At 40.0% G+C, this 25,265-nt stretch carries 25 protein-coding genes; 12 read left to right on the top strand and 13 right to left on the bottom strand.

The genetic code is table 11. The annotated features are described in order from the left end of the window. Nucleotides 1-6: 6 nt before the first annotated feature. The 5 genes from ygiD to GM920_RS14915 all read right to left on the bottom strand — a co-directional run bounded on the left by ygiD (nucleotide 7) and on the right by GM920_RS14915 (nucleotide 3,477). On the bottom strand, nucleotides 7-834 hold the full coding sequence (gene ygiD, locus GM920_RS14935; protein ID WP_182958883.1) for a 4,5-DOPA-extradiol-dioxygenase: 828 nt from the start codon (nucleotides 832-834) through the stop codon (nucleotides 7-9). Between the two features lie 131 nt (nucleotides 835-965). Beyond that, nucleotides 966-1,538, bottom strand: coding sequence for a YceI family protein (locus GM920_RS14930; protein WP_182958880.1), 573 nt, complete (start codon nucleotides 1,536-1,538; stop codon nucleotides 966-968). 83 nt (nucleotides 1,539-1,621) lie between these two features. Beyond that, nucleotides 1,622-2,428 carry a hypothetical protein gene (locus GM920_RS14925; protein ID WP_182958878.1) on the bottom strand — a complete coding sequence of 269 codons (807 nt, stop codon included), beginning with the start codon at nucleotides 2,426-2,428 and terminating at the stop codon, nucleotides 1,622-1,624. 9 nt (nucleotides 2,429-2,437) lie between these two features. Then, on the bottom strand, nucleotides 2,438-2,974 hold the full coding sequence (locus GM920_RS14920; protein WP_182958875.1) for a heavy-metal-associated domain-containing protein: 537 nt from the start codon (nucleotides 2,972-2,974) through the stop codon (nucleotides 2,438-2,440). A 104-nt stretch (nucleotides 2,975-3,078) separates the two neighbouring features. Beyond that, nucleotides 3,079-3,477 carry an HYC_CC_PP family protein gene (locus GM920_RS14915; RefSeq protein WP_182958872.1) on the bottom strand — a complete coding sequence of 133 codons (399 nt, stop codon included), beginning with the start codon at nucleotides 3,475-3,477 and terminating at the stop codon, nucleotides 3,079-3,081. 94 nt (nucleotides 3,478-3,571) lie between these two features. On the opposite strand from GM920_RS14915, the gene GM920_RS14910 reads away from it, so the two are divergent. From GM920_RS14910 to GM920_RS14895, 4 genes are read left to right on the top strand one after another with little or no spacing between them, the layout of a single operon-like run. Continuing rightward, on the top strand, nucleotides 3,572-4,288 hold the full coding sequence (locus GM920_RS14910) for a peptidylprolyl isomerase (protein WP_182958870.1): 717 nt from the start codon (nucleotides 3,572-3,574) through the stop codon (nucleotides 4,286-4,288). Between the two features lie 60 nt (nucleotides 4,289-4,348). Beyond that, nucleotides 4,349-5,119, top strand: a complete 771-nt coding sequence (locus GM920_RS14905) for an exodeoxyribonuclease III (RefSeq protein WP_182958867.1) — start codon at nucleotides 4,349-4,351, stop codon at nucleotides 5,117-5,119. Nucleotides 5,120-5,130: 11 nt separating this feature from the next. Continuing rightward, complete coding sequence (hutI, locus tag GM920_RS14900) at nucleotides 5,131-6,375, top strand: imidazolonepropionase (protein ID WP_182958865.1); 1,245 nt, start codon at nucleotides 5,131-5,133, stop codon at nucleotides 6,373-6,375. Next, nucleotides 6,375-7,358, top strand: coding sequence for a formimidoylglutamase (locus GM920_RS14895; RefSeq protein ID WP_182958863.1), 984 nt, complete (start codon nucleotides 6,375-6,377; stop codon nucleotides 7,356-7,358). The genes hutI and GM920_RS14895 overlap by 1 nt, the downstream gene beginning before the upstream one ends. Nucleotides 7,359-7,375: 17 nt before the next feature. Here GM920_RS14895 and GM920_RS14890 read toward each other — a convergent pair whose 3' ends face one another. The 6 genes from GM920_RS14890 to GM920_RS14865 form a co-directional block, all read right to left on the bottom strand. Continuing rightward, nucleotides 7,376-7,948, bottom strand: coding sequence for a 5-formyltetrahydrofolate cyclo-ligase (locus tag GM920_RS14890; RefSeq protein WP_182958861.1), 573 nt, complete (start codon nucleotides 7,946-7,948; stop codon nucleotides 7,376-7,378). A gap of 352 nt (nucleotides 7,949-8,300) precedes the next feature. Beyond that, a complete protein-coding gene (locus tag GM920_RS14885) occupies nucleotides 8,301-8,915 on the bottom strand; it encodes an ABC transporter ATP-binding protein (protein ID WP_182958858.1) in 615 nt (204 codons plus the stop codon). A gap of 8 nt (nucleotides 8,916-8,923) precedes the next feature. Continuing rightward, nucleotides 8,924-9,709, bottom strand: a complete 786-nt coding sequence (lpxA, locus tag GM920_RS14880; RefSeq protein ID WP_062546374.1) for an acyl-ACP--UDP-N-acetylglucosamine O-acyltransferase — start codon at nucleotides 9,707-9,709, stop codon at nucleotides 8,924-8,926. Further along, the gene (locus GM920_RS14875; RefSeq protein WP_182958856.1) at nucleotides 9,706-11,118 is read right to left on the bottom strand and encodes a bifunctional UDP-3-O-[3-hydroxymyristoyl] N-acetylglucosamine deacetylase/3-hydroxyacyl-ACP dehydratase; all 1,413 of its coding nucleotides are present in this window, start codon (nucleotides 11,116-11,118) and stop codon (nucleotides 9,706-9,708) included. Before GM920_RS14875 ends, lpxA begins: the two co-directional genes overlap by 4 nt. Then, nucleotides 11,118-12,191, bottom strand: coding sequence for a UDP-3-O-(3-hydroxymyristoyl)glucosamine N-acyltransferase (lpxD, locus tag GM920_RS14870; RefSeq protein WP_182958853.1), 1,074 nt, complete (start codon nucleotides 12,189-12,191; stop codon nucleotides 11,118-11,120). The genes GM920_RS14875 and lpxD overlap by 1 nt, the downstream gene beginning before the upstream one ends. Before the next feature lie 106 nt (nucleotides 12,192-12,297). Then, nucleotides 12,298-13,521 (bottom strand): HD domain-containing protein, encoded by a 1,224-nt coding sequence (locus GM920_RS14865; protein ID WP_182958850.1) that lies wholly within the window; start codon nucleotides 13,519-13,521, stop codon nucleotides 12,298-12,300. Nucleotides 13,522-13,627: 106 nt separating this feature from the next. On the opposite strand from GM920_RS14865, the gene porX reads away from it, so the two are divergent. The 4 genes from porX to GM920_RS14845 all read left to right on the top strand — a co-directional run bounded on the left by porX (nucleotide 13,628) and on the right by GM920_RS14845 (nucleotide 17,741). After that, the gene (gene porX / locus GM920_RS14860; protein WP_182958847.1) at nucleotides 13,628-15,184 is read left to right on the top strand and encodes a T9SS response regulator signal transducer PorX; all 1,557 of its coding nucleotides are present in this window, start codon (nucleotides 13,628-13,630) and stop codon (nucleotides 15,182-15,184) included. Nucleotides 15,185-15,345: 161 nt separating this feature from the next. Beyond that, complete coding sequence (tsaE, locus tag GM920_RS14855) at nucleotides 15,346-15,762, top strand: tRNA (adenosine(37)-N6)-threonylcarbamoyltransferase complex ATPase subunit type 1 TsaE (protein ID WP_182958844.1); 417 nt, start codon at nucleotides 15,346-15,348, stop codon at nucleotides 15,760-15,762. A 62-nt stretch (nucleotides 15,763-15,824) separates the two neighbouring features. After that, the gene (locus GM920_RS14850; RefSeq protein ID WP_182958836.1) at nucleotides 15,825-17,051 is read left to right on the top strand and encodes an alanine dehydrogenase; all 1,227 of its coding nucleotides are present in this window, start codon (nucleotides 15,825-15,827) and stop codon (nucleotides 17,049-17,051) included. Nucleotides 17,052-17,054: 3 nt separating this feature from the next. Continuing rightward, nucleotides 17,055-17,741 carry a M15 family metallopeptidase gene (locus GM920_RS14845; RefSeq protein WP_182958833.1) on the top strand — a complete coding sequence of 229 codons (687 nt, stop codon included), beginning with the start codon at nucleotides 17,055-17,057 and terminating at the stop codon, nucleotides 17,739-17,741. Here the strand turns inward: GM920_RS14845 and GM920_RS14840 are convergent. Continuing rightward, nucleotides 17,736-18,239 (bottom strand): phosphoglycerate mutase family protein, encoded by a 504-nt coding sequence (locus GM920_RS14840; RefSeq protein WP_182958831.1) that lies wholly within the window; start codon nucleotides 18,237-18,239, stop codon nucleotides 17,736-17,738. The genes GM920_RS14845 and GM920_RS14840 overlap by 6 nt on opposite strands. Before the next feature lie 286 nt (nucleotides 18,240-18,525). Between GM920_RS14840 and GM920_RS14835 the strand changes: the two genes are divergently transcribed. The 3 genes from GM920_RS14835 to GM920_RS14825 all read left to right on the top strand — a co-directional run bounded on the left by GM920_RS14835 (nucleotide 18,526) and on the right by GM920_RS14825 (nucleotide 20,914). Then, nucleotides 18,526-19,629: an aspartyl protease family protein gene (locus tag GM920_RS14835; RefSeq protein WP_235964539.1), complete on the top strand. Its 1,104-nt coding sequence runs from the start codon at nucleotides 18,526-18,528 to the stop codon at nucleotides 19,627-19,629. Between the two features lie 59 nt (nucleotides 19,630-19,688). Beyond that, nucleotides 19,689-20,618 carry a hypothetical protein gene (locus tag GM920_RS14830; protein WP_182958825.1) on the top strand — a complete coding sequence of 310 codons (930 nt, stop codon included), beginning with the start codon at nucleotides 19,689-19,691 and terminating at the stop codon, nucleotides 20,616-20,618. Nucleotides 20,619-20,722: 104 nt separating this feature from the next. Continuing rightward, complete coding sequence (locus tag GM920_RS14825) at nucleotides 20,723-20,914, top strand: cold-shock protein (protein ID WP_008241764.1); 192 nt, start codon at nucleotides 20,723-20,725, stop codon at nucleotides 20,912-20,914. A gap of 65 nt (nucleotides 20,915-20,979) precedes the next feature. Here GM920_RS14825 and GM920_RS14820 read toward each other — a convergent pair whose 3' ends face one another. Then, nucleotides 20,980-21,777, bottom strand: coding sequence for a glycerophosphodiester phosphodiesterase (locus GM920_RS14820; RefSeq protein WP_235964538.1), 798 nt, complete (start codon nucleotides 21,775-21,777; stop codon nucleotides 20,980-20,982). 164 nt (nucleotides 21,778-21,941) lie between these two features. On the opposite strand from GM920_RS14820, the gene GM920_RS14815 reads away from it, so the two are divergent. Further along, nucleotides 21,942-25,256 carry a DUF4175 family protein gene (locus GM920_RS14815; RefSeq protein ID WP_182958823.1) on the top strand — a complete coding sequence of 1,105 codons (3,315 nt, stop codon included), beginning with the start codon at nucleotides 21,942-21,944 and terminating at the stop codon, nucleotides 25,254-25,256. Nucleotides 25,257-25,265: the final 9 nt, after the last annotated feature.

Here is a 25,265-nt window from a genome sequence, read left to right as displayed (position 1 = left end):
AAAAGGCTAACCAATCCTGACTGATGTCATGGTTAAAGAACCCGCAACAGCTTTATCATTGAAAAGTGAAACTGATTCCTGCTCGTTTTTCAGGCCCAAAGTGTACATCAATGGTAAGTAATGCTCGGGTGTAGGAATGGCCAGCATTGCAGCCTTTCCAAGCGTCTGGTAAGCCTGCAATGGCTGATGCTCATTGTTTAAAATCAGACGCTTAAATTCATCATTAATCTCTAAAGCCCAATCATAGCCTCCACCATTGATCATTTCCCAACTCATCATCCTCAGGTTATGCACCATATTTCCGCTACCAAGAATAAGCACGCCTTTTTTTCGCAGCTCATAAAGCTCTTTTGCAAGGTCATAGTGGAACCGGGCATCCTTGGAATAATCAATACTCAATTGTACCACAGGTACATTTGCTGCTGGATACATGTGCCTCAAAACGGTCCATGCCCCATGGTCTAAGCCCCAATCGTGGTCTAGACCAACTTCTACACTATGGATCAGCTTTTTGGCTGCAATAGCCAGTTCTGGGCTCCCTGGACTGGGGTAATCCACATCAAATAGAGCCTGAGGGAAGCCCCCAAAATCATGAATGGTGCGGGGAAAGTCCATGGCGGTAAGGTGTGTCCCTTTGGTAAACCAATGTGCGGAAACCACAATTACAGCTGTTGGAACAGGAATATCCTGCGCCATTTCAGTCCACTTTGCGCTGAATTCATTGTCTTCGATCCCGTTCATTGGAGAGCCATGCCCCATAAATAAAACGGGCATTAAATAGTCCTGAACAGGTAAATGTTGACTGAAAGTTCGGAATTGAGATAAGTTTGTCATGATGATAAATGAAAAAACAGAGCCCCTAACAAAGGAGGAGGGCTAAAGAATATAGGTAGGGTTTCAAAAATCGGGTTCCCTGATGAAGCCCTACCTATTAAAGAATGATCAACTGATGATTATAAATGTCCTTATTTTGCCTGAACAAGCTCCAGATTTAAAGAAATGTTAACGTCTTTAGCAACTCCCATTCCTGTCGGATCAAATTTAATGTTATAATCTAAACGGTTAATCGTTGTATTTGCAGCGAAACCTGCTTTCGTTGTTCCTTTTGGATCAGTAATCGTCCCCCCAAAAACCACATTAAACTTTACGTCCTTAGTGATGTCACGAATGGTTAATTTGCCTGCCAGCTCGTAATTTTTTCCAGTTAATTTTTTGAAAGAGGTACTTTCGAAAGTCATCGTTGGATACTTCTCCGCATTAAAGAAATCATCTGTTTTCAAATGTTTATTACGCGATTCTACGCGAGTATCTATGCTATTTACATCTACTGTAAATTTAACTTTAGCATCCACAAAATCTGGTTTAGCAGATTCCACAGTTCCCTCAAATTTATTAAATGAGCCGTCTACAAATGAAATTCCCATGTGGCCTATAGAGAAGTTCACAAAAGAGTGCATTGGATCGACGGTCCATTTCGTTTGTGCGAAAGACGCAACGCTGATAGAAAGTACAACCAGCAATAAAAATACCTTTTTCATAATTTTATATTTAAGTGATTCACAAATATATAACTATTAAAAAGTCATATTCTTGATCTATGATAATAAATAGATTTCGGAACTTATTTTAGTACATTGTAAAAGTTAAACTCCGCCCTGATCATGTACATGTTCTTATTATAACGATTGGCAATATTCCCTGCTACTTCAAATCTATAGCCAAGATCTATACGTGTTCTACTGTTGATGATCATTTGAACTGCCGGCGCCAGATCCACATAAGAACTCCCATTTTCAGGGTTAGTCTTGCCCAATACTTCAAAATAAAGGTTCAGGTTTGGCTGATTATAATTCTTATAAACGAAAGGCAATAACAGATAACCTGAAGAAAGGCTGTAACCCAGCATTTGATTTGGTTTATTGAACATGTCTTCAGCCTGATTGTCAAAAGCTTTGGTATAACTCAAGGTGCTCGACAAAGCCAGTTTATGTAGTAACTGAGTGAAAATTACTCCCCCTTGAATCCCGGAATTATCCCCTTCCAAATTAATATCTTGCGAATGCCCATGTCTATTGCTGGTACTTATCCTTCCAAATGCCGCAGCGCGAAAATGTCGCTTCATATCATCTATTGACAGGAATCTGTATTTGGCGTACAGACTTGCTCCTTCAGCCTTATAACGACCATCCATGTTGGACAAAAATCCCTGCGCATGCACCATTAGGTTCTTGTTGAAGCCAAACATAAGCTCTGGCGTTGTCCTAATGGTGAAATCAGGCTTAACCCGACCTTCGTTGGTTAATCTAAACCCTACTGACTTTGCTGGCATATTGCTGGCAGGCTCCGAAAACACATATAATTCCTGCGCCTGAGTAGAGGTACCCATCGCAAGAACGATCGGTAACCATAAAAATTTAAGAAATCTCATGCGCCGCGATTAAATGCTTAAGTGATAAATACGTGTTTTTTTACCGTTAATTAAGCCTGAGCCACTGGCATAAGAATCCGATTTAACCTGTGCTGATTTTTTCTTAAAGGCTGTACCAGAAATAAAGTTCTTATCGACTACTGTTGCTGTTACAGGACCATTTAACGTCTGACTTTTTTGATTTAAAAACTGATAAACATTAGTTCCGGCAGTTGCCAATCCTTTATCGTCTACTTTAGTATTGTTAAAATTGAAAACCGCAGTTAAGTTTCCTACAGAGAACCCAGCATCTTCCACTTTTTTCCTGATCTGATCAATATTAACTGCTTTATCTTTTTTGAAAGTAATCGCAAATAGGTTTTTATTCAAATCCGGCTCAATTGCATCTACAAAATCCAGTGTTTTCAAAGATTTTTCCGTGGCCTGAGAGCACATGGAGCAAGTTAAACCGGTAACTTGTAGTTCGGCAGTAGTGATTTGTTGAGCAGATGCATTACCTGCGATTAAAACGATAGAGAGTATGATTAGATTTTTAATAGTATTCATGGGATATAATTTATGTGTTAATAATGAACTCGTTGACGGCGAAATGTTAGCGCGTCAAAGCCCTCACAGCAAGCTTGCCGTAAGGAAAATAAATTATTCCTGATCTAATTTCTGAATACGCAATGGTAAGCGTGAAGGGAAAGAATGGAAGAAAGCGGCGGCGCCTTGTTTTCTATGCGACTAAATAGCATGGGCATCAATTGGCGGAAAACTTCCGAAATCATCGGGCTAAACAACATTTCCAGACTGAAATCCGTAGGTAATTTTACTTTAGCCCCGACCTGATGACTGTCTTTAATTTTCGCTTCAATTGATTTATCCTTGCAACAATCACCGGATTCCTGCTTCTTTGCTGAGGATTTACATGCGCTGCAACTTGCATTTTCTATCCAACGCACTTCAGAAAGCTTGCCCCCACAAAAGTGCATATTCAATGCAAACCCGATCATCGTGATCAGGTAAAATGCACATAGGCCTAAGGTAAGTTTTTGTTGCAGCTTCATGTTTTCCCAAAATTAGTCATAATTGTGAGAGAAAACGACTGGCCCTTTTAATAAAGCAGATTTACTTTAACTTAGCCCTAAATTTGACTATATAATGAAAAAATTCTGCGTACTTATCCTGTGCTTATGTTTCAGCACAGCCTTTGCAGCCAAACCAAAACATCAATTTGTAAGGTTAAAAACTGACCTGGGAGAATGTATTATCATGCTCTATAATGAAACCCCATTACACAGAGATAACTTTGTGAAACTAACCAAGAAAGGTGTTTTTAACGGCACTTTATTTCATAGGGTGATTAAAGGATTCATGATTCAGGGCGGAGATCCAGATTCAAAAAATGCAAAGCCAGGCCAAATGTTAGGTGAGGGTAGTGTTGGCTATAATGTTCCTGCAGAATTCCGCGACAGCTTATTTCATAAGAAAGGTGTTTTGGCCGCTGCCCGCGACAACAATCCAGAGAAATCCTCTAGTGGGAGTCAGTTTTACCTCGTTCAAGGTAAAAAGTTTAACGATGAGGACCTTGATCGTTTAGAAACCACTCGGTTAAAAGCAAAAATTCCAACATATCAGCGTGAAGTATATAAGACCATTGGTGGCGTACCTCACCTGGATCGCAATTATACCGTTTATGGTGAAGTGGTGAAAGGTATAGACCTGATTGATATGGTTGCAGCCGTAGCAACCGACAAAAATGATCGCCCTGAAACTGATGTAAAAATGACCATCACCTTATTGAAGCGTCGTGAAGCGAAGAAACTCGAGAAAGAGATGAAACTTCAGGCACAACAACCTCTTCCTTCTGCGTCTTAAACTGATCCTACGAAAACAACGCTGAGCCAATCATTTCAGCATAAAAACAAAGCAATTCTGATGAAAATCATTTCTTATAACGTCAATGGCATACGTTCTGCCACTACAAAAAACTTCATTGGCTGGTTACAGAGCACAGATGCAGACATGGTCTGCTTACAAGAAGTTAAAGCATTGCCAATTCAAATCCCTGAAATCCTGGCCTTAATAGAGCAGCTTGGATACCACCATTACTGGTTTCCGGCAGAGAAAAAAGGATACAGTGGCGTGGCCATTTTAACACGCATCAAACCTAACCATGTAGCCTATGGCTGCGGAGAGGAATGGATCGACAAAGAAGGACGCATCATTAGAGCCGATTTCGACACGTTCTCCTTAATGAGCGTATATTTGCCATCCGGATCAAGTGGTGATGAAAGACAGGTTAAAAAGTATGAATTCATGCGTTTTTTCGACAATTACATTGGCGAACTTCGCAAGGAGCATCCAAATCTGATCATTTCCGGGGATTACAATATCTGCCATACGGCTATCGACATCCACAATCCGAAATCTAACGCGAACTCCTCGGGATTTTTACCAGAGGAAAGAGAATGGATGGAAATGTTCCTGACAAACGGTTTTATTGACACCTTCAGACATTTCAACAAAGATCCTCACCATTATACCTGGTGGAGTTTCAGAGCTGGTTCCCGAGGAAAGAACCTGGGTTGGCGTATCGATTATCACCTGGCCAGTAAACCGATGTTGGAAAGACTAAAAAACGTGACTATTTTAGCAGATGCCGTTCACTCTGACCATTGTCCGGTGATGTTAGAATTAACCACTTAAATACATAAACCATGGCTTCCTTACTCATCACCCATATTGGCACCCTTGTTGGCTTACATCCTAAAGAGCAACTTATGCTCAGAGGACCAGAAATGAGCCACCTTCCAACACTGGAAGATGCCTGGCTCCTTTGTGAAAACGGACTGATTAGTGATTTTGGAACCATGGATGCGCTTCCAGGAAAATTACCAAACGACCTGGAAACGCTTTCTGCTGAAGGTGGCTATGTGCTCCCTTCCTGGTGTGACTCGCATTCTCATATCGTCTTTGCCGCCCCAAGGGAGGAAGAATTCGTGATGAAAATTGCAGGGAAAAGCTATGAGGAGATTGCTGCTGCAGGAGGTGGTATTTTAAACTCTGCCGCAAAAATGCAACAAGCTACAGAAGAGGCTTTATTTGAAACTGCAGCAATACGCTTAAACGACATGATCCAGCAGGGCACCGCTGCCTTGGAGATCAAAAGCGGTTATGGATTATCGGTCGGTAGTGAATTGAAAATGCTGCGGGTGATACGCAGGCTAAAAGAAAGCTTTCCAATACCCATAAAAGCGAGTTTTCTAGCCGCCCATGCCTTTCCTATCGCTTATAAAAACAACCATCAGGGATATATTTCTCAGATTATCGACGAGATGTTACCTCAAATCTCAGCCGAGGGGCTGGCCGATTATATGGACGTATTTTGTGAGACAGGTTTCTTCTCTGTGGAGGAAACCGATCAATTACTAACTGCAGCGGCCAAATATGGCCTCAAACCAAAGATCCATGCCAATCAGCTTTCCGTATCCGGAGGCGTTCAAATTGGCGTAAAACACCAAGCTATTTCTGTTGACCATTTAGAAGCGACAGATGAAGCAGCAATTGCCGCATTATCGAATGGCAATACCATCGCCACCTTATTGCCCTCCTGCTCATTTTATCTAGGTATTCCTTTTGCCAATGCTCGCGCCTTAATCCAGGCAAACGCCCCGGTGGCACTAGCCAGTGATTATAATCCCGGCTCCACCCCTTCTGGCAATATGAATTTCGTCCTGTCCTTGGGTTGTATAAAATTGAAAATGCTACCCGAAGAGGCGATAAATGCTTGTACCTTAAACGGCGCAGCAGCCATGGAGTTAAGCAGGGAAACCGGCAGCATCACAAAAGGGAAAAAAGCCAATCTAATCATCACCAGACCTATCTCTTCCTTGGCTTTCCTACCTTATAGTTTCGGACAATCACAAATAAAAACGATCATTATTAACGGTAAAATCCGATAATGGAGGCCTTAAAAATATACGGAAAAGCAGAAATATCTACACTGATTCATCAGCGAGAAGGAGAAGTCAAACTTGGAACACAGGTACAGATTTTCAGTAGCTGGAAGGAATTGAGAGACAGTCCAGCCACTTTTGTCCTGCTGGGAATTCCGGAAGATATTGGCGTACGTGCCAATCATGGCATCGCTGGCACCGCAACAGCATGGGCACCAGCACTTAAAGCTTTATTAAACCTCCAAAGCACTGATTTTTTACCGGGCAATGAATTAATGGTTTTGGGCCATTTTGACTTTGAAGATCCAGCAAAAAATCAAATCCAGAACCTGGAAAATGCAGTGACACAAATTGACGAACAAGTGTATCCGGTGATTCAAAAGATCATTGAAGCAGGGAAAACGCCTATTGTCATTGGTGGCGGTCATAATAATGCCTATCCGATTCTGAAAGGATGTGCCAAAGGCCTTAAGAAAGCAATGGATGTATTGAATATTGATGCGCATGCAGACTTGCGACCTACCCACGGCAGACACAGTGGCAATGGCTTCAGCTATGCCATACAACAAGGTTTCTTAGAACATTACGCCATTTTTGGTTTACACCAGAACTATAACAACAGGGCTATTTTAGTTGAAATCGAAAACAACCCAAAGATAAATACGGTATTTTTTGACGACCTGTTAAAGCAGGAAATAACCCACCAGGAGGCCCTATCTCCATTACTTGCAGGCTTAAATAATGAACCCGGATTGGAAATAGACCTGGACTGCATTGAAAATGTCCTTTCCAGCGCATTTACGCCCTCAGGATTCCAGATCAATGACATCAGAAGGATCATCCTTCAATCCAGAAAGAAGTTCGCTTACATGCACGTTTGTGAAGGCGCCAGTCAAATGGCAGATGGCAGAGCAAGTGCCGCTACTGCAAAAACGATCGCATACCTGGTCAGCGACTTTATTAAAGCACAAAGGGAAATCAAAAAATAGCCTAACAATTGGGAGAATTAACCACTGACGGGAAAAACGTATATTTTTTCTGGTGTGATACATTGATCCAGCTTCACATCATGAGCGTTGACATTGTCGATCTCCAGCAATTCATCCAGGAGTGACAAACCGATCTTTTTTGCTGCTATCCCTTGTAAAAACCGATCATAGAATCCTTTCCCGTAGCCCACACGGTAACCATTCTTATCAAATGCAATCAAAGGAACGATGACCATATCGATTTTTCCAGTATGAATTTTTGCTTTTGCAGGTTCGGGAATATGATACGCGTTTATTTCCAGATCTTCCAGCCCCTCAAAATAGTGATGGGTCATTAAAGATGTTTCAAAATCAGCTCTAGGCACTACAATCTGAATGCCTGGATGGTGTTTCTTCAACCAATCAATGATCAAAAAAGTATCCGGTTCATTCTGGGATTTAATTGGTAGAAAAATATGGAGGGTTTTCAGTTTAGAAAGGTCGAGCTGTTTAAACTGTTCGAGTAACTTTTCGCTAAGCTGATGTACAATTTCTGGGGAGAGCCCCTTTCGAATGGGCAAAATTCTTTTTCTGATGCTGGCTTTATCCATGTTTTGATTATAATCCTGAATATTTCAGAAATGATGCTCAGGAATCCTCAAGCTAAGAAAAAAAAACGGGTAAAAAAAGATGGCTTCGGGAACCACTCCGAAGCCACAATCAACCTAAACCTAAAACTAAACTATGAAAATTCTTATTTTATTCTCTTTATATATAACCTCCTTGCGGAGTAATATTTTACATTTTTATTTGAACTAACACCTGACCACCAGGCCGTTATTTCGTTCTGCAAAGGTAAGTACTATTTATGAATCCCACAATAGTATTTTAAAAAAATATTTTTTTATGCGCTTTTCTTCGTTTAAACGCCATTAAAGGCCGAAAAAAAATAGAAACATGACATTATTTATAGTCAGTAACTTGGATTAAATGCTCGCAAAATGAATACTCGACCTCCTGATTTGACCCTACTATGACTAATCTTTGGTCGGTAAAGTTCGCAATTAAGTCCAGATACCAGTCCACACCCTGCTGATCAAGATTAGAAGTTGGCTCATCTAAAAGTAAGATTGGGGTATCGGTACAGAAGGCCAGCACGAGTTTAGTACGCTGTTTCATTCCCGAAGAGAAGTATTTTAAGGCCTTATCCTGCGATTTCTCTAGTCCAAGCAACTCCAACACTCCCGCTTTAGTCATGTCTTTGTACAGCCCTTTAAATTTGAAATGAAAATCTATCGTCTCTTCCAGCGTGAATTCTTCGATCAAATCGAGGTAAGGTGCTGCGAAACTCAGGTGTTGATAGATATTTTCTACGGGGACAATTTTGTCCTTCTGATAGCTGATTTTGCCCTCAGAAGGAGATAAATTGCCTAGAATCATGCTTAATAAGGTCGATTTTCCTGAACCATTGGGTCCAAGGATGGCATAAGTACCCGGGCTTTTAAATTCATAATCTACATTACGAAAAATCCACTCCTGGTTAAATCTTCTACCGGCCTTATTTAAGCTGATTTTCATTAATAATATTAGCTACCAGAACCAAAGCCTTTCATCACTCCTCTATTCGAGTTTCTGATGAATTCTAAGATTTCGTCTCTGATTTCCGTTGGTGCAAATTCTGCTTCAATCATATCTAATGCTTTACTTACATTGTTATGCTTCACAAATAATACACGGTAGATTTCCTGAATTTCATTGATTTGTTCTGAAGAAAAACCTCTTCTTCTCAAACCAACTGAGTTGATTCCTGCATAAGAAAGTGGCTCACGCGCAGCTTTCACATATGGAGGAACATCTTTTCTCACCAATGAACCACCAGTGACAAAAGCATGAGAACCTACTTTCACAAACTGATGAATCGCTACCAAGCCCGCAAGAACCACATAATCACCGATGGTGATATGTCCTGCAAGCGTAGTGCTGTTAGAGAAAATACAGTGATCCCCAACCTCACAATCGTGAGCGATGTGAGAATACGCCTGAATCAAACAGTTGCTGCCAATCACAGTTTTCCATTTATCTTTCGTTCCTCTATTGATGGTTACACACTCTCTGATCGTGGTATTATCGCCAATCTCCGCAGTGGTTACTTCCCCTGCAAACTTCAAATCCTGAGGTACACCTGAGATCACAGATCCAGGGAATACCCGACAATTTTTACCAATTCTAGCGCCATCCATGATGACCACATTTGAACCGATCCAGGTTCCTTCCCCAATTTCTACATCCTTGTGTATCACTGCAAAAGGCTCAATTACTACATTATCGGCAATTTTTGCCTGCGGATGTATATACGCTAAGGGTTGTATCATGATACGGTTTCGCTTTCTTTTACTTTAACAATTTGGGCCATCATTTCTGCTTCCACCACTACTTTACCTCCGACCATGCCGACACCCTTCATTTGAGCGATTCCTCTTCTGATAGGCTCCATTAAGTCACACCTGAATACGATGGTATCACCAGGTAACACCTGAGCTCTAAAACGTACATTGTCAATTTTCAAAAACAACGTCAGGTAATTTCTTGGATCTTCAACGGTACTTAACACTAAAATACCACCGGTTTGTGCCATTGCTTCGATCTGAATAACACCAGGAAATACTGGTGCTCCCGGGAAGTGCCCTTTAAAGAACTCTTCGTTCATCGTCACATTTTTAACACCAACAACATGTGTTTTAGACAATTCCAAAATCTTATCTATAAACAGAAATGGCTGTCTGTGTGGCAGAATATCCATAATCTGAACCACATCATATAGTGGTTTTACAGATGGATCATAGATGTGCTGTACTTTTTTATTTTTCTCTTTTTTAATGGCTGCTTTGATTTTCTTCGCAAAAGCCACATTGGCAGCATGTCCAGGACGTGCAGCCATGATATGACCTTTTAAGTGTACCCCTACCAAAGCAAGGTCACCGATCATATCTAACAATTTATGTCTTGCTGGCTCATTCTGGTACCGCAATTCCATATTATTTAAGATGCCTTGAGGAGCTACTTCTATTGCGCTTCTGTTGAAGATTTTCGCAAGGTGATCTAGCTCTTCTTTAGTCACTTCCTTATCTACAATCACGATGGCATTATTCAAATCCCCCCCTTTAATCAGGTTGTTTTGAAGTTGGTATTCCAATTCGTGCAGGAAACAGAAAGTTCTACAAGAAGCAATTTCTTTTTTAAATTCTGCAATGCTGGAAATTCCGGCATGCTGGCTCCCCAATACAGGAGAATTATAGTCGATCATACAAGTAAACCTGTAATCATCTAATGGCATGGCCACGATTTCGACTTTTCTGTCCGGTTCTGTATAAGTAATGTTATGCGGAATCGAGAAATATTCACGATCAACGCTTTGGATCTGTGCACCAACACTTTCCAGTGCTTCAAGGAACATAATTGCGCTCCCATCCATGATAGGCGTTTCAGGGCCATCCAACTTAATCAACACGTTATCCAGGTCCATCCCAACAAGAGAAGCCATTACGTGTTCTACTGTACTGATACTTGCACCGTTTTGAGAAATTGTAGTTCCTCTTGCAGTGTCCGTAACGTTGTCACAATCAGCATCCACAATCGGGCTACCCGGTAAATCAATTCTTTGAAATTTAAATCCGTGATTTTCTGGTGCCGGACAAAAAGTAAGCGTCACATTTGCTCCGGTATGCAGGCCTACGCCCGATACAGAAACTTCGCCTTTTATGGTTTTTTGCTTCACATTCATTATTTTGCTATTGTGCTGTTTTGTTCAATTAATGCTTTGAGTTCTGAGATAGTATTTTCTAATGCCACAATTCGTTTTTCAACGGTTGGCAGTTGTTTAAAGATCACTGAAGCCCTCATCCAGTCTCTTAAAGGCTGTGCAGGGCTACCATGCCATTGTTTAAACTCGGTAGTGGTATTGAAGTTGATTCCTGCCTGAGCACCAATCTGAGTTCCTTTTGCAAGGCTCAGGTGACCAGCAATACCAACTTGTCCTCCAATCACGGAATTTTCTCCGACTTTTGTACTTCCAGAGATACCCGTTTGCGCTGCAACTACCGTGTGGGCGCCCATATCTACATTGTGTGCAATTTGGATCAGGTTATCTAGTTTCACTCCTTTTCTAATGAAAGTAGAGCCCATTGTAGCGCGGTCTATAGCAGTGTTTGCGCCAATCTCTACATCGTCTTCAATCACCACATTTCCGATCTGTGCAATCTTCGAATACGTACCATCCGGTTGTGGCGCAAAGCCAAAACCATCACTACCAATTACGGTATTTGCGTGAATGACAATGTTATTTCCAAGAACTGAACGGTTGTATATTTTTACGCCAGGAAAAATCTGACAGTTATTCCCAATTAGGGTATCTGCGCCTACGAAAACTTGCGCCTGAATCTTGGTATCATCACCTATGACTACGTTTTCGCTGATATAACTAAATGCTGCAATAAAAACATTATTACCGATTTTAGCGGAAGGGTGGATAAAACAAGGTTGCTCAATACCTGATTGTGCATTCAACTGATTCATTACCTCATTGTACTTCTCCAGCAAAACTGAGAACGCGCTATAAGGATCAGCCACCTTAATTAAGGTGCTTTCAATTGGCTGAGATGGAAAAAAATCATTCCCTACGATGACTACAGAGGCCTTCGTTGAGTATAAATAGTTTTCATATTTAGGATTAGACAAAAAACATAAAGACCCAGCAGTACCATTTTCTATCTTAGAAAGTTCTGTTACCTTAGCATTTTCATCGCCTTCAATGGTGCCATCTATAAATTCGCTTATCTGCTTGGCAGTAAATTGCATCGTACAAAGTTAAGTGTTAAATTGATATGAACAAATAAACCTAATTAGGTTATCACTTGGTCAATCTAAAAACGGGATTAAAAATTAATTATTTTGTTAAAAAATGCTAAATCATTCTAGGATAGCATAGTATATGTTTGGTTACCGTTTTATCTAAAGATTTTAAATTAGATAAATCCGATGCTTTTGCAATGTCAATGATGGTATTGTTCTTAAACAGAATATTGATATTTCCACTTCCGGCGTTATATGCGCGGTTTTCTATCTGGTCTGTAAAAACAAAATAATTAACTTCCTGTTCGTTAAGTTGTAAAAGTGCAGCTGTTTTCGCTTGTAGCTCCTGAACGCGTTTTGGATCTGGTGCATCTGAGCTGATCTCTACTTTATATAGATTACGGCTGATGAACATGTCGCACAATTTTGATAAAATTGGGTCAGCATGTTCCCTCCAAACTTTTACTGAAGCCACAATATCCTGGTCGTCCAGCTTGAAAAATGCTTGCAAATGACTATCATCCTGGAAGAAATCGGCTTTATTGACGTCATTCTTCAAGAAATGCTGTAGTGCTGGTGTTGCAAAGAGTGTATCGCCTCTGCTGGCAAGTTCTTTTGCACGTTCCAATATTTTAACCAGCAAATATTCTCCGGCAACCACCGTTTTATGGAGATATACCTGCCAATACATCAGTCTTCTCGCAATCAGGAAGTTTTCGATAGAATAGATGCCTTTCTCTTCAATCACCAATTCCCCATCCAATACATTGAACATCTTGATGATGCGATCAAAACTGATCACTCCTTCGCTTACCCCAGTAAAGAAGCTATCGCGATTGAGGTAATCCATGCGATCCAGATCCAGTTGCCCGGAAACCAGTTGTGGTAGGAATTTTTTTGGATAATCACCTTTGAAGATGTTTATTGCCATTGTTAACCGGCCTTCAAACTCCACATTTAACTTTTCCATGATCAACATAGAAATGGCTTCATGATGAATCCCGTTGACTAGCGTATGCTCCAGCGCATGAGAAAAAGGCCCATGTCCGATGTCATGTAAAAGTATGGCAATTGACGCCGCTTCTTCCTCTTCCTTGCTGATCTCCTGTCCTTTACTTTTAAGAATTTCCAAAGCGAGACTCATTAAATGCATTGCGCCTAGCGCATGATGAAACCTGGTGTGCAGGGCTCCTGGATACACCAAATGGGTCATCCCCAATTGCTTAATATATCGTAACCGCTGAAAATAAGGGTGCGAGATCAAATCAAACACGATTTCAGAGGGGATATTTATGAAGCCATATACGGGGTCATTTATGATTTTCTTTTTGTTCAATCCTTACAAATAAAATTATACGGTACAAAAATTGCTATTTTTATCCATACTAAGAAAGAGAAATTCTTTTTTGAAAGATTTAATTTTATTTTATATAAGTACAGCAATGCAGGAAACCAAAATTTTATGGGCCGACGATGAGATTAACTTATTAAAACCACATATACTATTACTAAACGAAAAAGGATACCATGTTACTACTTTCACCAATGGCAACGACGCATTAGAAGCCTTTGGTAAAGAGCACTTTGACTTGGTTTTTTTAGATGAAAATATGCCGGGACTAACCGGATTGGAAACCCTTACTGCCATCAAAAACATTAGAAATGATGTACCGGTTGTATTGATCACCAAAAGTGAAGAAGAAAACTTAATGGAGGATGCGATTGGTTCTAAAATCGATGACTATTTGATTAAGCCAGTGAACCCAAAACAAGTGTTATTGACCATTAAAAAGATCATTGACAATAAGCGTTTAGTCAGCGAAAAGACATCTATGGCCTATCAGCAAGATTTCCGTAGGCTAGGTATGACCTTGAATGATAAACTCAGTTATGAAGAATGGGTAGAAGTCTATAAAAAGTTAGTTTTCTGGGAATTAGAGCTTGAAAAACTGGATGACCCACAAATGCATGAGATCCTGACAATGCAAAAATCGGAAGCCAATGCACAATTCTCTAAATTTATTGAAGACCACTATTTGGGTTGGGTAAATGGCAAAGAAAAAGCGCCTTTACTTTCAAATGAGCTTTTGAAAAAGAAAGCTTTTCCTCTTATCAACGACAATAATATCCCCGTATTTTTCATTCTCATAGACAATTTACGTTATGACCAATGGAAAATCATCAACCCGCTAATTACCGAACATTTCCGCCTGGAAGAAGAAGATACGTATTCTAGTATTCTTCCAACTGCAACACAATATGCAAGAAATTCGATTTTCTCTGGACTGATGCCTTTAGAGATGGAAAAACGATTCCCTAAACTATGGCAAAATGACGATGATGAAGGTGGGAAGAACTTACATGAAAGCACTTTCCTCACTGAGAATATCAAAAGAACATTTAGAAAAGACTGCAAGCATAGTTACCATAAAATTCTGACTTATGATGACGGTAAGGCTTTAAACGAACAGGTCAACAATCTACTTCAAAACGACTTTAATGCCATCGTATATAACTTTGTAGACATGTTATCTCATGCCCGTACGGACATGCAAATGATTCGTGAGCTGGCCAATGATGACGCTGCATACCGTTCCCTTACGCTTTCCTGGTTTGAGCATTCTCCATTGATGGAGCTATTGAAAAAATTGTCTCAGAAAAAGGTGAAACTGGTGATCACAACAGATCACGGAACAATCCGTGTAAAACATGCAAGTAAGGTGATTGGAGATAGAAATACGAACACAAACTTACGCTACAAACAAGGTAGAAACCTAAATTACAATGCAAAAGAGGTGTTTTTAATTAAAAATCCACATGAAGCACAGTTGCCTAAAATCAACATCAGCTCCAACTATATCTTTGCCAAGGAAGACCGTTATTTCGTTTATCAGAATAACTATAATCAATTTGTGAACTATTATAATGAAACCTTTCAACATGGTGGGATCTCCTTGGAAGAAATGATCATTCCAGTAGCTACTTATAGCTCCAAGTAAATAGGTTTCACCTATATTATACCTCCTGGCCAGACTATACAAAAATTCGTATAGTCTGGCTATTGTATACTATACCCTTTCTATGGTCATTCTCTAGCAATCAGAATCTGGTTATAATAAATTGATTATTTTTGATTCGTAAAAAAACCAATCGGATTCAAATGAACATTGAAGTTAAAAATTTAGCAGGCCTGGATCAGGCGGCGCAAGAAGTGCTTGAATTTGCTCAAAATGAGAATTTTTTCATCTTTGAGGGGGAAATGGGCGCCGGAAAAACAACTTTCATTAAAGCCTTGGCTAAGGCATTAGGTGTCACAGAGGTCGTTTCTAGTCCTACTTTTTCTATTGTAAATGAATATGAAGGAAATGGCCGAATTATTTATCATTTTGATTTTTACAGGATTAAAAACTTACAAGAAGCTTATGATATTGGTTATGAAGAATATTTTTATTCGGACCATATCTGCCTGATCGAATGGCCGGAAAAAGTAGCAGAACTCCTACCAGAACATTATATTAAAATTGAAATCTCCGCAAGCTCAGAAACGGAAAGATTACTATCAATTTCCAGAATATAAATTCTAAATACACTTATTTTCAGGTATTTTGCTTAATTTCAGATTAAATATCTATAAATAAAATGGCTACAGGATTACGGGAAGGAATGGCCTCTATTGCTCAAAAAGGGCTACTACAGCCCAAAGAGACCATGTCGGAAATTAATAAAAAAACCAACAGTCTCTATATTGGCATTCCAAAAGAAATTTCATTTCAGGAGAACAGGATCGCACTGACCCCATTATCTGTTGCCCTTTTGATCAATAATGGGCATCGGGTCATTATAGAGAGTGGCGCAGGAGTTGGAGCTAATTTTTCAGACAACGACTATAGTGAGCAAGGCGCTACTATTTCTTTTCATAAGAAAAGTGTTTTTGAGGCAGATATACTGGTCAAAATAGCACCGCCCACGATAGAAGAGATTGCGATGATGCATAAAGGGCAAACGCTGATCTCTGCGCTTCAAATGGGCGGGCTGAAAGAAAACTACCTAAAAGCTTTATTAAATAAAAAGATCAACGCGCTCTGTTTTGAAAACCTTCGGGATGAAGGTGGGATTTTAAGCGTGGTACGGGCCATGAGCGAAATTGTTGGCGCAACCTCAATTTTTATCGCGGCCGAATATTTAAGCTCGGCAACAGGTGGGAAAGGATTGATGCTCGGCGGCTTCACAGGCGTCCCGCCAACTGAAGTTGTCATTTTAGGGGCAGGAACGGTCGGAGAATACGCCGCGCGTACGGCACTATCTCTAGGTGCGGAAGTAAAAGTGTTCGATAGCTCCCTCTATCGCCTCAGAAGGCTTCAAAATAACTTAGGGAGCAGGGTCTTCACTTCGGTGATGCAACCGATCGTTTTAAGCAAGGCAATTACCACTTGTGATGTTGTGATCGGCGCAATTCGTGCAAATCATGGCAGAAGCCCTTGTATCGTGATGGAAGAAATGGTGATGAGGATGAAACCGAATTCGGTAGTGATTGATGTGAGCATTGATCAAGGCGGTTGCTTCGAAACCTCTGAAGTAACCAACCACAGCAATCCCGTGTTTAGAAAACATGACGTGATTCATTACTGTGTTCCAAATATTGCTTCGCGCGTTCCAAGAACAGCCTCTTATGCACTAACCAATATCTTTGCGCCAATCTTACTAGACATTGGGGATCTCGGTGGCTTAACCGGAGTAATTTGGAGTAAGCCTGGAATCAGAGAAGCATTATATATATATCAGGGTCACCTCACGAATAAAGACCTGGCCAATATGTTTAACCTCCCTTATAAGGATATTGAACTTTTAGTCGTTTCCAATCAATAATAGATGATTCAAACCATTTCCCTTTTTCTGTTAACCGCCTTTTTTTTCCAGAACCCCGGTGCTGTAAAAAAAAACAGCCCCAAACCTTTAAAAGTTGTCAGCAGTTTTACTGCCTATCAACAAGCCTACCAAGACAACTCAAATCAGAAACTCCTGGAACTTAAAAAAGAAATTCCGGGCATTGTGCTAGACATTCGCTATGCCACAAGCAATAATTTCATGAAGCTTGCAGTCTATAAACAAGCTCGTGCTTTTGCCCGACAGCCGGTGGTCATGCAATTGAAAAAAGTACAGGCTGTGCTTGCCAAAAAAGGTTATGCGCTAAAGATCTACGATGCCTATCGCCCTTATACAGCGACAAAAACACTCTACATAAAGGCGAGTAATAAGAATTTTGTGGCCAATCCCAAAGTAGGCTCCCGTCACAATAGAGGTTGCGCAATAGACCTTACTCTGGTCAACCTGAAGACAGGAAAAGAATTGGAAATGCCCACCGCTTACGACAGTTTTTCTCCTATGGCAGCAGCGAATTATAGCGCGCTCCCTACTCCTGTGCAGAAAAACCGTAACCTTCTGATCCAGGTTATGCAATCCCATGGCTTTCGCGTGATGTCAAATGAATGGTGGCATTTTGACTTCCAGGGATGGAGAAATTATGACCTTTTGGACATTCCTTTTGAAAAGCTATAATTTACCATACGTCCTTTCTTTGAGCTTCACCCGATCTCCTACAATTTCTATCAGAAAAATGTGGTTGTATTCATCCTCAGAAATCTCTTTCAAGGTACTTGTGGCTTTAAATGCCGCTATTATCCCCAAAAGACGGTTTGAATGACCACAAATAACAATGTTTTTCCCCTTATAGTTGTTCAGGATCGTATCGGCAAGCGCTTGGTAAGCGGTAGATTTATACAACTGTAAAGGTAATTTTTGTACAGCGGCTAGTGGCGCTAAAGTTCCTCTAGTTCGCTTATAGTCTGTACTGAATAAGGCGGCCATTTTTTTTCCTTTCAAGTATTTGGCCAAGGCCATAGCCCGCTCTTCACCAGCCGGGCTTAATGCAGGATCCTTATCTGCCGGATTTTCTAGGTTTTTTTCTCCATGTCTGACTACCCAGATTCTTGTGGTTTGGGCATTCAGATGGTAACTAACTGCTAAAAGCAGGAATAATAATAAGAAGCGTTTCATTTTATAATCATATTAATGGTTGAAATCCAATTTTCAGGTAACCTCCGCTATACCTGACAACAATTGTAATCGGAAAAATAAAATTTACATTTATCCTTAACTCTAATCATCCTATGTACTAATTTATTAAATTAGATCAATGAAACGGTCCGTCTGTGCGATAAATTTGATCTGGCTAAAAACTCTCCTGCTGTTCTTGGTCATCGCTATGACCATAAAAACCGGTTACGCCCAAAATTTTGAATTTCCAAATAACCGAAAAAAAGACGCAATCAATTTCATTCTGATGAAAAATCTGGTTATTATTCCCGTTTTTATCAATGAAAAAGGACCTTTTAACTTCATTTTAGACACGGGTGTTGGACCAATGATCATCTCAGACCCGCGCATCTCCGACAGCTTAAAGATTAAAGACTTACGGACTATCAAAATCTCCGGCTTGGGTAAAGGCAATGAAATTGAAGCTTTTGTATCCAGTTCGGTCAACGCACGCATTGGAAAAGCAACCCTAAGCCATATTCCCACAGCCATACTAAAAGAAGACTTATTTCGCTTATCGAGCTACCTGGGAATACCTATTCATGGGCTATTGGGCTATCATTTCTTCAAAAGTTTCATTGTAGAGCTTAAATACTCTACTAAAAGAATTGTTTTCTATCTACCTTCATATGGCCGAAAAATCAAAGGGGAACGGATTCCTTTGGAATTAATCAATGATAAGCCATATGCAAAAATAGAGGTGGAATCACCGGAACTTGGTGCCTTAACCTTGAAAATGTTGATCGATAATGGCGCGAGTCATGCAGTCTCCTTGGAAATTCTTAATAAAAAACCTTTTCCTTTGCCGCCGATTTCCATCTTAGCCAACTTGGGAATTGGACTTGGTGGTCCCATCAGTGGAAATATCGGTAGATTACCTGTGGTAAAAATCGGAACTTTTCAATTGAACAATGTACTGACGGCTTATCCAAAATATGAGGAGGTTGCTGCAAAGGTATTGCTCAATGATCGAAATGGGAACCTTGGGGCTGATATATTGAGCCGATTCGACATCACTTTTGACTACGCAGACAATTCTATGTACTTGCGGAAGAACGGAAATTTTAAGCGCCCCTTTCAACACGATATGGCTGGAATGGAGGTCTATTCAGAGGATACCCAGCTTAAACGTTATTTTATTGGCAGAATAGAACCCGATTCCCCCGCAGAACAAGCAGGATTATTGGCAGAAGACGAAATCTTATACTTGAATTTTATTCCTTCTACCAGCTACACCTTAACAGAGGTCAACAAGCTCTTCCGGGATGGCGATCATAAAACAGTCATTGTAACCGTCTTGAGGAAAGGTGAAATCCGCATTCGGATCATAAAACTAAAACAAAGAATATAAAATCTGCCGATTCTTATACCTTTGTCTTCAGTTTTAACCCATACCATTATTTTCTTTGCATGTCCAAAAAGCTCATTTATATCTTATTAGCCGTCGTTAGTGTTTTTCTGAGTTGTAACTCCGAATCCAATGAAGAAAGAAGAAATAAAACAAGAGAACTATCTTTTGACACGATAAAAGGCATTAAATACCATGAGGTAAAGCGCCGTTTCAGTACTGGTTTATCTTTTAATGAAATGGGATTCCAACAAGAACCCAGCTGGATCATTCAGTTTAAGTCTAACGACTCGATCATGGCTTATAGTCCACAGAAAAAGAGAATGCAGACTTTTTTCTTACAATATGATCATGGTGATGTCTATAACTTCGCAAAAGAGTGGTTCAGGATAAAGAAAATTAGCAAGGATAGTTTACAAATGCAGCGCTTGCAAGTCAACAAGAAGGAGATCGCGAAAGACATCCGTTCGGATGTAAATATCACCTATTACTCGGATGATTATATTAAAAATGTACTCAAAACAACGCCAGAAAATTTGCAAAAACCATCGAAAGCAGATACGTTATATATCCAAAAATTAGCGAAAGCGAGTAATCAAAAGCCCGCTGACCTGAAGCTGGCATTCGCCGGTCGTCAGCCCGTGGTTTTTCAACCAATGAGTGATATGATCCGAGTGAAAAAGCTAGAAGTCGTGGACCGGATCAACGGCAAAACGGAGGCTTATGACTACCTGTTTCCGAAATATAGAATAGACATTTCTCGGGCTTATGAAGACTTCGGTTATGAGTTCAGTGCATTGGTAGATGCAAAAGGCAAAATGTACTTAGGAAACTTCCGGACTTCAGACCCGGAAAACTACGAACCCAGGAAAAAAACACTGGAAGCGATCATCCATGTATACCTGCAAAATTTGTTAAAAATTCAACCAGGTACGACCCTTGGTATCCCACATTCCAGTGAAATTAACCTGATTGTGGTGGGTAAAAAATAAGTGCGATAAAGCCTCAAAAACGCAATTTATCAAAAAATTGAGCCCCTGTGTATTATTAAAAATATTCCGTATCTTGCACACTTAATTTATTAATAAATAATACAATGCAAGAAGGAACAGTAAAATTTTTTAATGTAACTAAAGGTTTCGGATTCATCATTCCAGCTAACGGAGATAGCGAAATTTTTGTACATTCAACAGGCCTTATCGATGAAATTCGTGAAAACGACAAAGTTGAATACGATGTTGAAAGCGGTAAAAAAGGGTTGAATGCGATTAATGTTAAAGTAATCTAGATTATTAAAAACATAATTGTACAGCATCGCGAGCAATCGCGATGCTTTTTTGTTTTAAAAGGAGGCTATTTCCTATTTTGAAGCAGCTCAAACAGGAGCTCTGGCTCATTGGTGGTAATGAATTCGATATCCTGATCTAACAGCCAGGTCATATCTGCAGCTGTGTTAACAGTCCAGGCATTTAAGGTTAGTCCGAGTGCTTTTGATTTGGTAAACCAATCGCCATTTTTATAGACCGAAAAATGATAATCCGCACCATAAAATCCTGAGAATATTAATTTTTCTAAAGTCGCATCCCCATTCAGGTAAGCCACCTTCGCCCCGGGTTGTAAAGCCAGCACTTCTTCCCCCATCGCATAACTGAAACTGATGTAATCTACCCATGCCCCGGCCCCCAGCTGCTGCACCATCGCGACTGCCTTTCTCGTCATTTGAAGATCCCTTTCGCCGCTGACTTTAGCCGGTTTCAGTTCCAATATCAATTTTGTTCCTTTTTGCTTCTTCCCTGCTTTTAAATAGGCTTCCAAGGTAGGGATATGTTCTCCATTACTCAGTTTTTTCTCCAACAACTGAGCGTAGGTCGAGGTCGCTATTGGTATTCCGAGGAAATCTGCATCATGATTGACTACCAAAATACTGTCAGAGGTCATCTGTACATCAAACTCTGATCCATAACAGCCCAACTTAATCGCTTCTTTTAACGAAGCAATGGAGTTCTCAGGTAGTCCCTTCTTTTTCCAGGCGCCACGATGTGCAATGACTTGATTTTTTTTCCAGGTTAAGGTGTTTTCCATCACAGGGGCTTTTAATCCGATTGTTGTAAATAAAGCTGCCATTGCCAGGCCATAAATTGAATTGGTCATTTTGCTATTGAATTATAAATCACGATACTTAATTATACCACATACACGTTCCTGCACGAACAATACAAAAAACGGCATCCCTACGTTAATTTAATGCTATTATATCTTTAATTTTATCAAAACCAATATTCATTCTCTACCTTTAAGCATCATAAAGCTAATTAATGAACAGCAATTACGAACTTTTAATTTCAAAGGTTAATGAATTTACGCAAAAGTTTTACTTGAATAAACTCTTGCGGGGTAGCATTTATGCCGCCACTTTCCTCCTGGCCTTATACTTAGTGCTGTTCCTCCTGGTTTATTATACTCAACCAGGAGTCTCTATTAAAACCTTTTTGTTTTTTAGCTCGATTGCCCTTTCAATTCTTGTTATCGTGTTCTGGGTTGTTAAACCAGCCCTTTCCTATTTTAAGCTGAGTAAAAATCTAAGTATAGAACAGGCTGCAACGCTCATTGGAGATCATTTCTTCAATGTAAAAGACAAGTTGTTAAATACTTTGCAACTCAAGGCACTTGCAGATCAAAATCCAGCGCATAATCTGCTGATCATGGCAGGTATCGATCAAAAGATCAATGAGCTGAAGCCCATTCCATTTAGCAGTGCTATCCGCCTCAATGAAAATAAAAAATACCTGCGATATTCCCTATTCCCATTGAGCATCATCGTTTTGATTGCCATTATTGCCCCTGCAATATTGAAAGAAGGTACCAGTAGTTTTGTACAGTACAATAAACAGATTTTGCAAAAAGCCCCCTTTAATTTTAAGTTGCTCAATGAAAAACTAGTTTGTGCGCAAGGAGATGACTTGACCTTGAACCTTAAAATCACGGGAAATGAGATCCCACAAGAGGTTTATATATCTGATGGATTGAATACCTATAAACTCGAAAAGAAGGACGCAACGACCTTTCAATATACTTTCAAAAACCTTCAAAAGAATAAGGAAATCCACTTTGCTGCAGCTGGGTTCAACTCGCTACCTTATGTGATTGAAGTGAAGCCACGTCCATCAATTGTAGCCATGACAGCCGAACTTCATTATCCTGCATATCTGGGTAAAAAGGCGGAGACCGTTTCCAATGCAGGTGATCTGTTGTTGCCAGATGGCACCGCTGTCACATGGAAATTAACCACGGCAAACAGCGATGAGTTGGTTTTTATATTGGATAAGAAAGCACAAGTGCTGCGTTCTAAAAACAATATTTTTACAGTTAAAAGCACTTTACGAAAGAGTGGAGAATACCACCTGAGTCCAAAAAATAGCATTTTTGCTGGAGGAACTGATTCCCTGGTACATCAAATTGGCATCATAGCAGATGAATACCCAAATATCGCGGTGTCTGAATCGCCGGATTCTATAAGTAGTAAAGCGCTATATTTTTCTGGAAAAATAACTGATGACCATGGCTTTAGCTCATTAAAATTCAGCTATATCGTCACTGAAAATGGAAAAGTAACAAACAAGGTAAGCCAATCCATTCCAGTGAAAAAAGCACAACTGGAGAACGCATTTTTCTTCTACTGGGACCTCAGTCAGGCCGCAATCAAGCCTGGTCAGCAGTTGGAATATTACTTTGAAGTAGCAGATAATGATGGTGTAAACGGGCCTAAAACTGCCAAATCTGCGATAAAAACCTATGAGCTCCCAACAGCACAACAGGTCGCAGAAAAAATAAATCAAGGTAGTCAGGCAGTCAAACAGAAAATGGATCAGGCCATCAAACTAGCTGGCACAGTAGAAAAAGAAAGTAAAAAGCTGGGTGCTGCGCTACTGGATAAAAAAACGCTGACCTTCGACGATAAAAAGCAAATCCAGCAGTTAGTGGACAAGCAAAAGCAGTTGGAAGAAACGGTTAAATCACTCAAACAGCTGAATGATAAGAACAATTTTGAAAAAGAAGAGCATGCTGCAGTAAAGGATGAGCTGCTGGAAAAACAAAAGCAAATCGATGAGCTTTTTAAAAACGTGTTAGACGATAAAACCAAGGCATTACTGGAAAAGCTGCAAAATTTGATGGATCAAAACAACAAAGACCAGACGCAGCAAGAACTTTCCAAGATGCAAGTCGATAATAAATCTCTAAAAAATGAGCTCGATCGTATCCTGGAGCTTTACAAGCAATTGGAATTTGAACAAAATCTGCAAAACAACATTGATCGGCTAAAGGAACTCGCCAAAGCTCAGAAATCCCTTTCTCAGCAAAGCAAAGATCAAAAAAAACCAACTGGCGACTTGAAACAACAGCAAGAGGAGCAACGTAGGACTTTTGAAGATGTTCAAAAAGAATTGAAAAGTCTTCAAGAAAAAAATGAGCAGCTAGAACGACCAAATCCATTCGAAAACCCTGAAAAGGAGCGTAAAAACATTCAACAGCAGCAAAAAGAGAGTAAAGACAACCTGGATAAAAACGACCGTAAGAAGGCCGCTGAAAACCAACAGAATGCAGCAGATCAGCTAGAGAAGATGGCCAAAAAGATGGACGAAATGCAACAACAATCTGCGGAAATGGAGAATAACCTGAACGTTCAAGAGCTGCGGCAATTACTGGAAAATCTGCTGAGAACTTCATTTGATCAGGAAAAGGTAATGCTGAGTTTGAAGAAACTAAGTAGTAATGACCCGCTTTACACCGCCAATGTACAAGAACAAAGGGCGATCAAAGACAATATGAAGACCATTGCGGATAGCTTGTCTTCTCTAAGCAAAAGAGTTCCACAGATTGAAAGCACAGTAACTGACGAGCTTCAAAAGATCAACTTTAATATGGATAAAAGCTTGGATAACCTTGGCGAAAGAAATACTGCTGCTGCAAACAAGAACCAGCAATACACCATGACCTCCATCAATAATTTATCACTAATGCTCAATGAAGCACTCGAACAACTCCAAAAGATGATGAAAAACTCCAGTGGTGGTGGTAAAGGGAAAAAACAAAGCATGAAGCAGTTGCAACAAATGCAACAGCAACTCAATAACAGCATGCAAAAAGCGAAAGATCAACTGCAAAAATCAGGGAATAAAGGCACTGTTCCAAAGGGTCAGATGTCTGAAGAATTTGCTAAAATGGCTCAGCAGCAGCAAATGATTCGAGAAGCCTTGCAAAAAATCAATAGCGAGGAAAATAAAGATGGTAAGTCCGGATTGGGTAACCTGAATCAAATGATCAAGGACATGAAGGCCACAGAGACCGACCTGGTGAATAAGCGCCTGGAACAAGAAACGCTGAACCGCCAGAAAGACTTGTTAACGAAACTGCTGGATGCAAATGATGCCAAACGAGAGCAGGACCAGGATTCAAAAAGAGAAAGTAAAGCTGGTAAAGACCTACCTCCTTCTTATCAGCAGATGCTGGAAAAATTCCGTAAAAATCAAAAGAATGAGTCCGAATGGATTCAAAAATTACCGCCCAGCCTGAACTACTATTATAAAAATAAAATTGCGGAATATTTTAAATTGCTAAATTTGACCCAATAATTCTATATA

The sequence above is a fragment of the Pedobacter gandavensis genome (assembly GCF_014172405.1).
GTDB classification, from domain to species: Bacteria; Bacteroidota; Bacteroidia; order Sphingobacteriales; family Sphingobacteriaceae; genus Pedobacter; species Pedobacter gandavensis.
The sequence above is the reverse complement of the archived record's forward strand: the minus strand, read 5'-3'. Positions and strand labels throughout refer to the sequence as shown.

What these genes read in the sequence shown, in the direction of transcription:
- ygiD (WP_182958883.1), bottom strand. Translation starts at nt 834, where the DNA reads ATGACAAACTTATCTCAATTCCGAACTTTCAGTCAACATTTACCTGTT.
- GM920_RS14930 (WP_182958880.1), bottom strand. Translation starts at nt 1,538, where the DNA reads ATGAAAAAGGTATTTTTATTGCTGGTTGTACTTTCTATCAGCGTTGCG.
- GM920_RS14925 (WP_182958878.1), bottom strand. Translation starts at nt 2,428, where the DNA reads ATGAGATTTCTTAAATTTTTATGGTTACCGATCGTTCTTGCGATGGGT.
- GM920_RS14920 (WP_182958875.1), bottom strand. Translation starts at nt 2,974, where the DNA reads ATGAATACTATTAAAAATCTAATCATACTCTCTATCGTTTTAATCGCA.
- GM920_RS14915 (WP_182958872.1), bottom strand. Translation starts at nt 3,477, where the DNA reads ATGAAGCTGCAACAAAAACTTACCTTAGGCCTATGTGCATTTTACCTG.
- GM920_RS14910 (WP_182958870.1), top strand. Translation starts at nt 3,572, where the DNA reads ATGAAAAAATTCTGCGTACTTATCCTGTGCTTATGTTTCAGCACAGCC.
- GM920_RS14905 (WP_182958867.1), top strand. Translation starts at nt 4,349, where the DNA reads ATGAAAATCATTTCTTATAACGTCAATGGCATACGTTCTGCCACTACA.
- hutI (WP_182958865.1), top strand. Translation starts at nt 5,131, where the DNA reads ATGGCTTCCTTACTCATCACCCATATTGGCACCCTTGTTGGCTTACAT.
- GM920_RS14895 (WP_182958863.1), top strand. Translation starts at nt 6,375, where the DNA reads ATGGAGGCCTTAAAAATATACGGAAAAGCAGAAATATCTACACTGATT.
- GM920_RS14890 (WP_182958861.1), bottom strand. Translation starts at nt 7,948, where the DNA reads ATGGATAAAGCCAGCATCAGAAAAAGAATTTTGCCCATTCGAAAGGGG.
- GM920_RS14885 (WP_182958858.1), bottom strand. Translation starts at nt 8,915, where the DNA reads ATGAAAATCAGCTTAAATAAGGCCGGTAGAAGATTTAACCAGGAGTGG.
- lpxA (WP_062546374.1), bottom strand. Translation starts at nt 9,709, where the DNA reads ATGATACAACCCTTAGCGTATATACATCCGCAGGCAAAAATTGCCGAT.
- GM920_RS14875 (WP_182958856.1), bottom strand. Translation starts at nt 11,118, where the DNA reads ATGAATGTGAAGCAAAAAACCATAAAAGGCGAAGTTTCTGTATCGGGC.
- lpxD (WP_182958853.1), bottom strand. Translation starts at nt 12,191, where the DNA reads ATGCAATTTACTGCCAAGCAGATAAGCGAATTTATAGATGGCACCATT.
- porX (WP_182958847.1), top strand. Translation starts at nt 13,628, where the DNA reads ATGCAGGAAACCAAAATTTTATGGGCCGACGATGAGATTAACTTATTA.
- tsaE (WP_182958844.1), top strand. Translation starts at nt 15,346, where the DNA reads ATGAACATTGAAGTTAAAAATTTAGCAGGCCTGGATCAGGCGGCGCAA.
- GM920_RS14850 (WP_182958836.1), top strand. Translation starts at nt 15,825, where the DNA reads ATGGCTACAGGATTACGGGAAGGAATGGCCTCTATTGCTCAAAAAGGG.
- GM920_RS14845 (WP_182958833.1), top strand. Translation starts at nt 17,055, where the DNA reads ATGATTCAAACCATTTCCCTTTTTCTGTTAACCGCCTTTTTTTTCCAG.
- GM920_RS14840 (WP_182958831.1), bottom strand. Translation starts at nt 18,239, where the DNA reads ATGAAACGCTTCTTATTATTATTCCTGCTTTTAGCAGTTAGTTACCAT.
- GM920_RS14835 (WP_235964539.1), top strand. Translation starts at nt 18,526, where the DNA reads ATGAAAAATCTGGTTATTATTCCCGTTTTTATCAATGAAAAAGGACCT.
- GM920_RS14830 (WP_182958825.1), top strand. Translation starts at nt 19,689, where the DNA reads ATGTCCAAAAAGCTCATTTATATCTTATTAGCCGTCGTTAGTGTTTTT.
- GM920_RS14825 (WP_008241764.1), top strand. Translation starts at nt 20,723, where the DNA reads ATGCAAGAAGGAACAGTAAAATTTTTTAATGTAACTAAAGGTTTCGGA.
- GM920_RS14820 (WP_235964538.1), bottom strand. Translation starts at nt 21,777, where the DNA reads ATGACCAATTCAATTTATGGCCTGGCAATGGCAGCTTTATTTACAACA.
- GM920_RS14815 (WP_182958823.1), top strand. Translation starts at nt 21,942, where the DNA reads ATGAACAGCAATTACGAACTTTTAATTTCAAAGGTTAATGAATTTACG.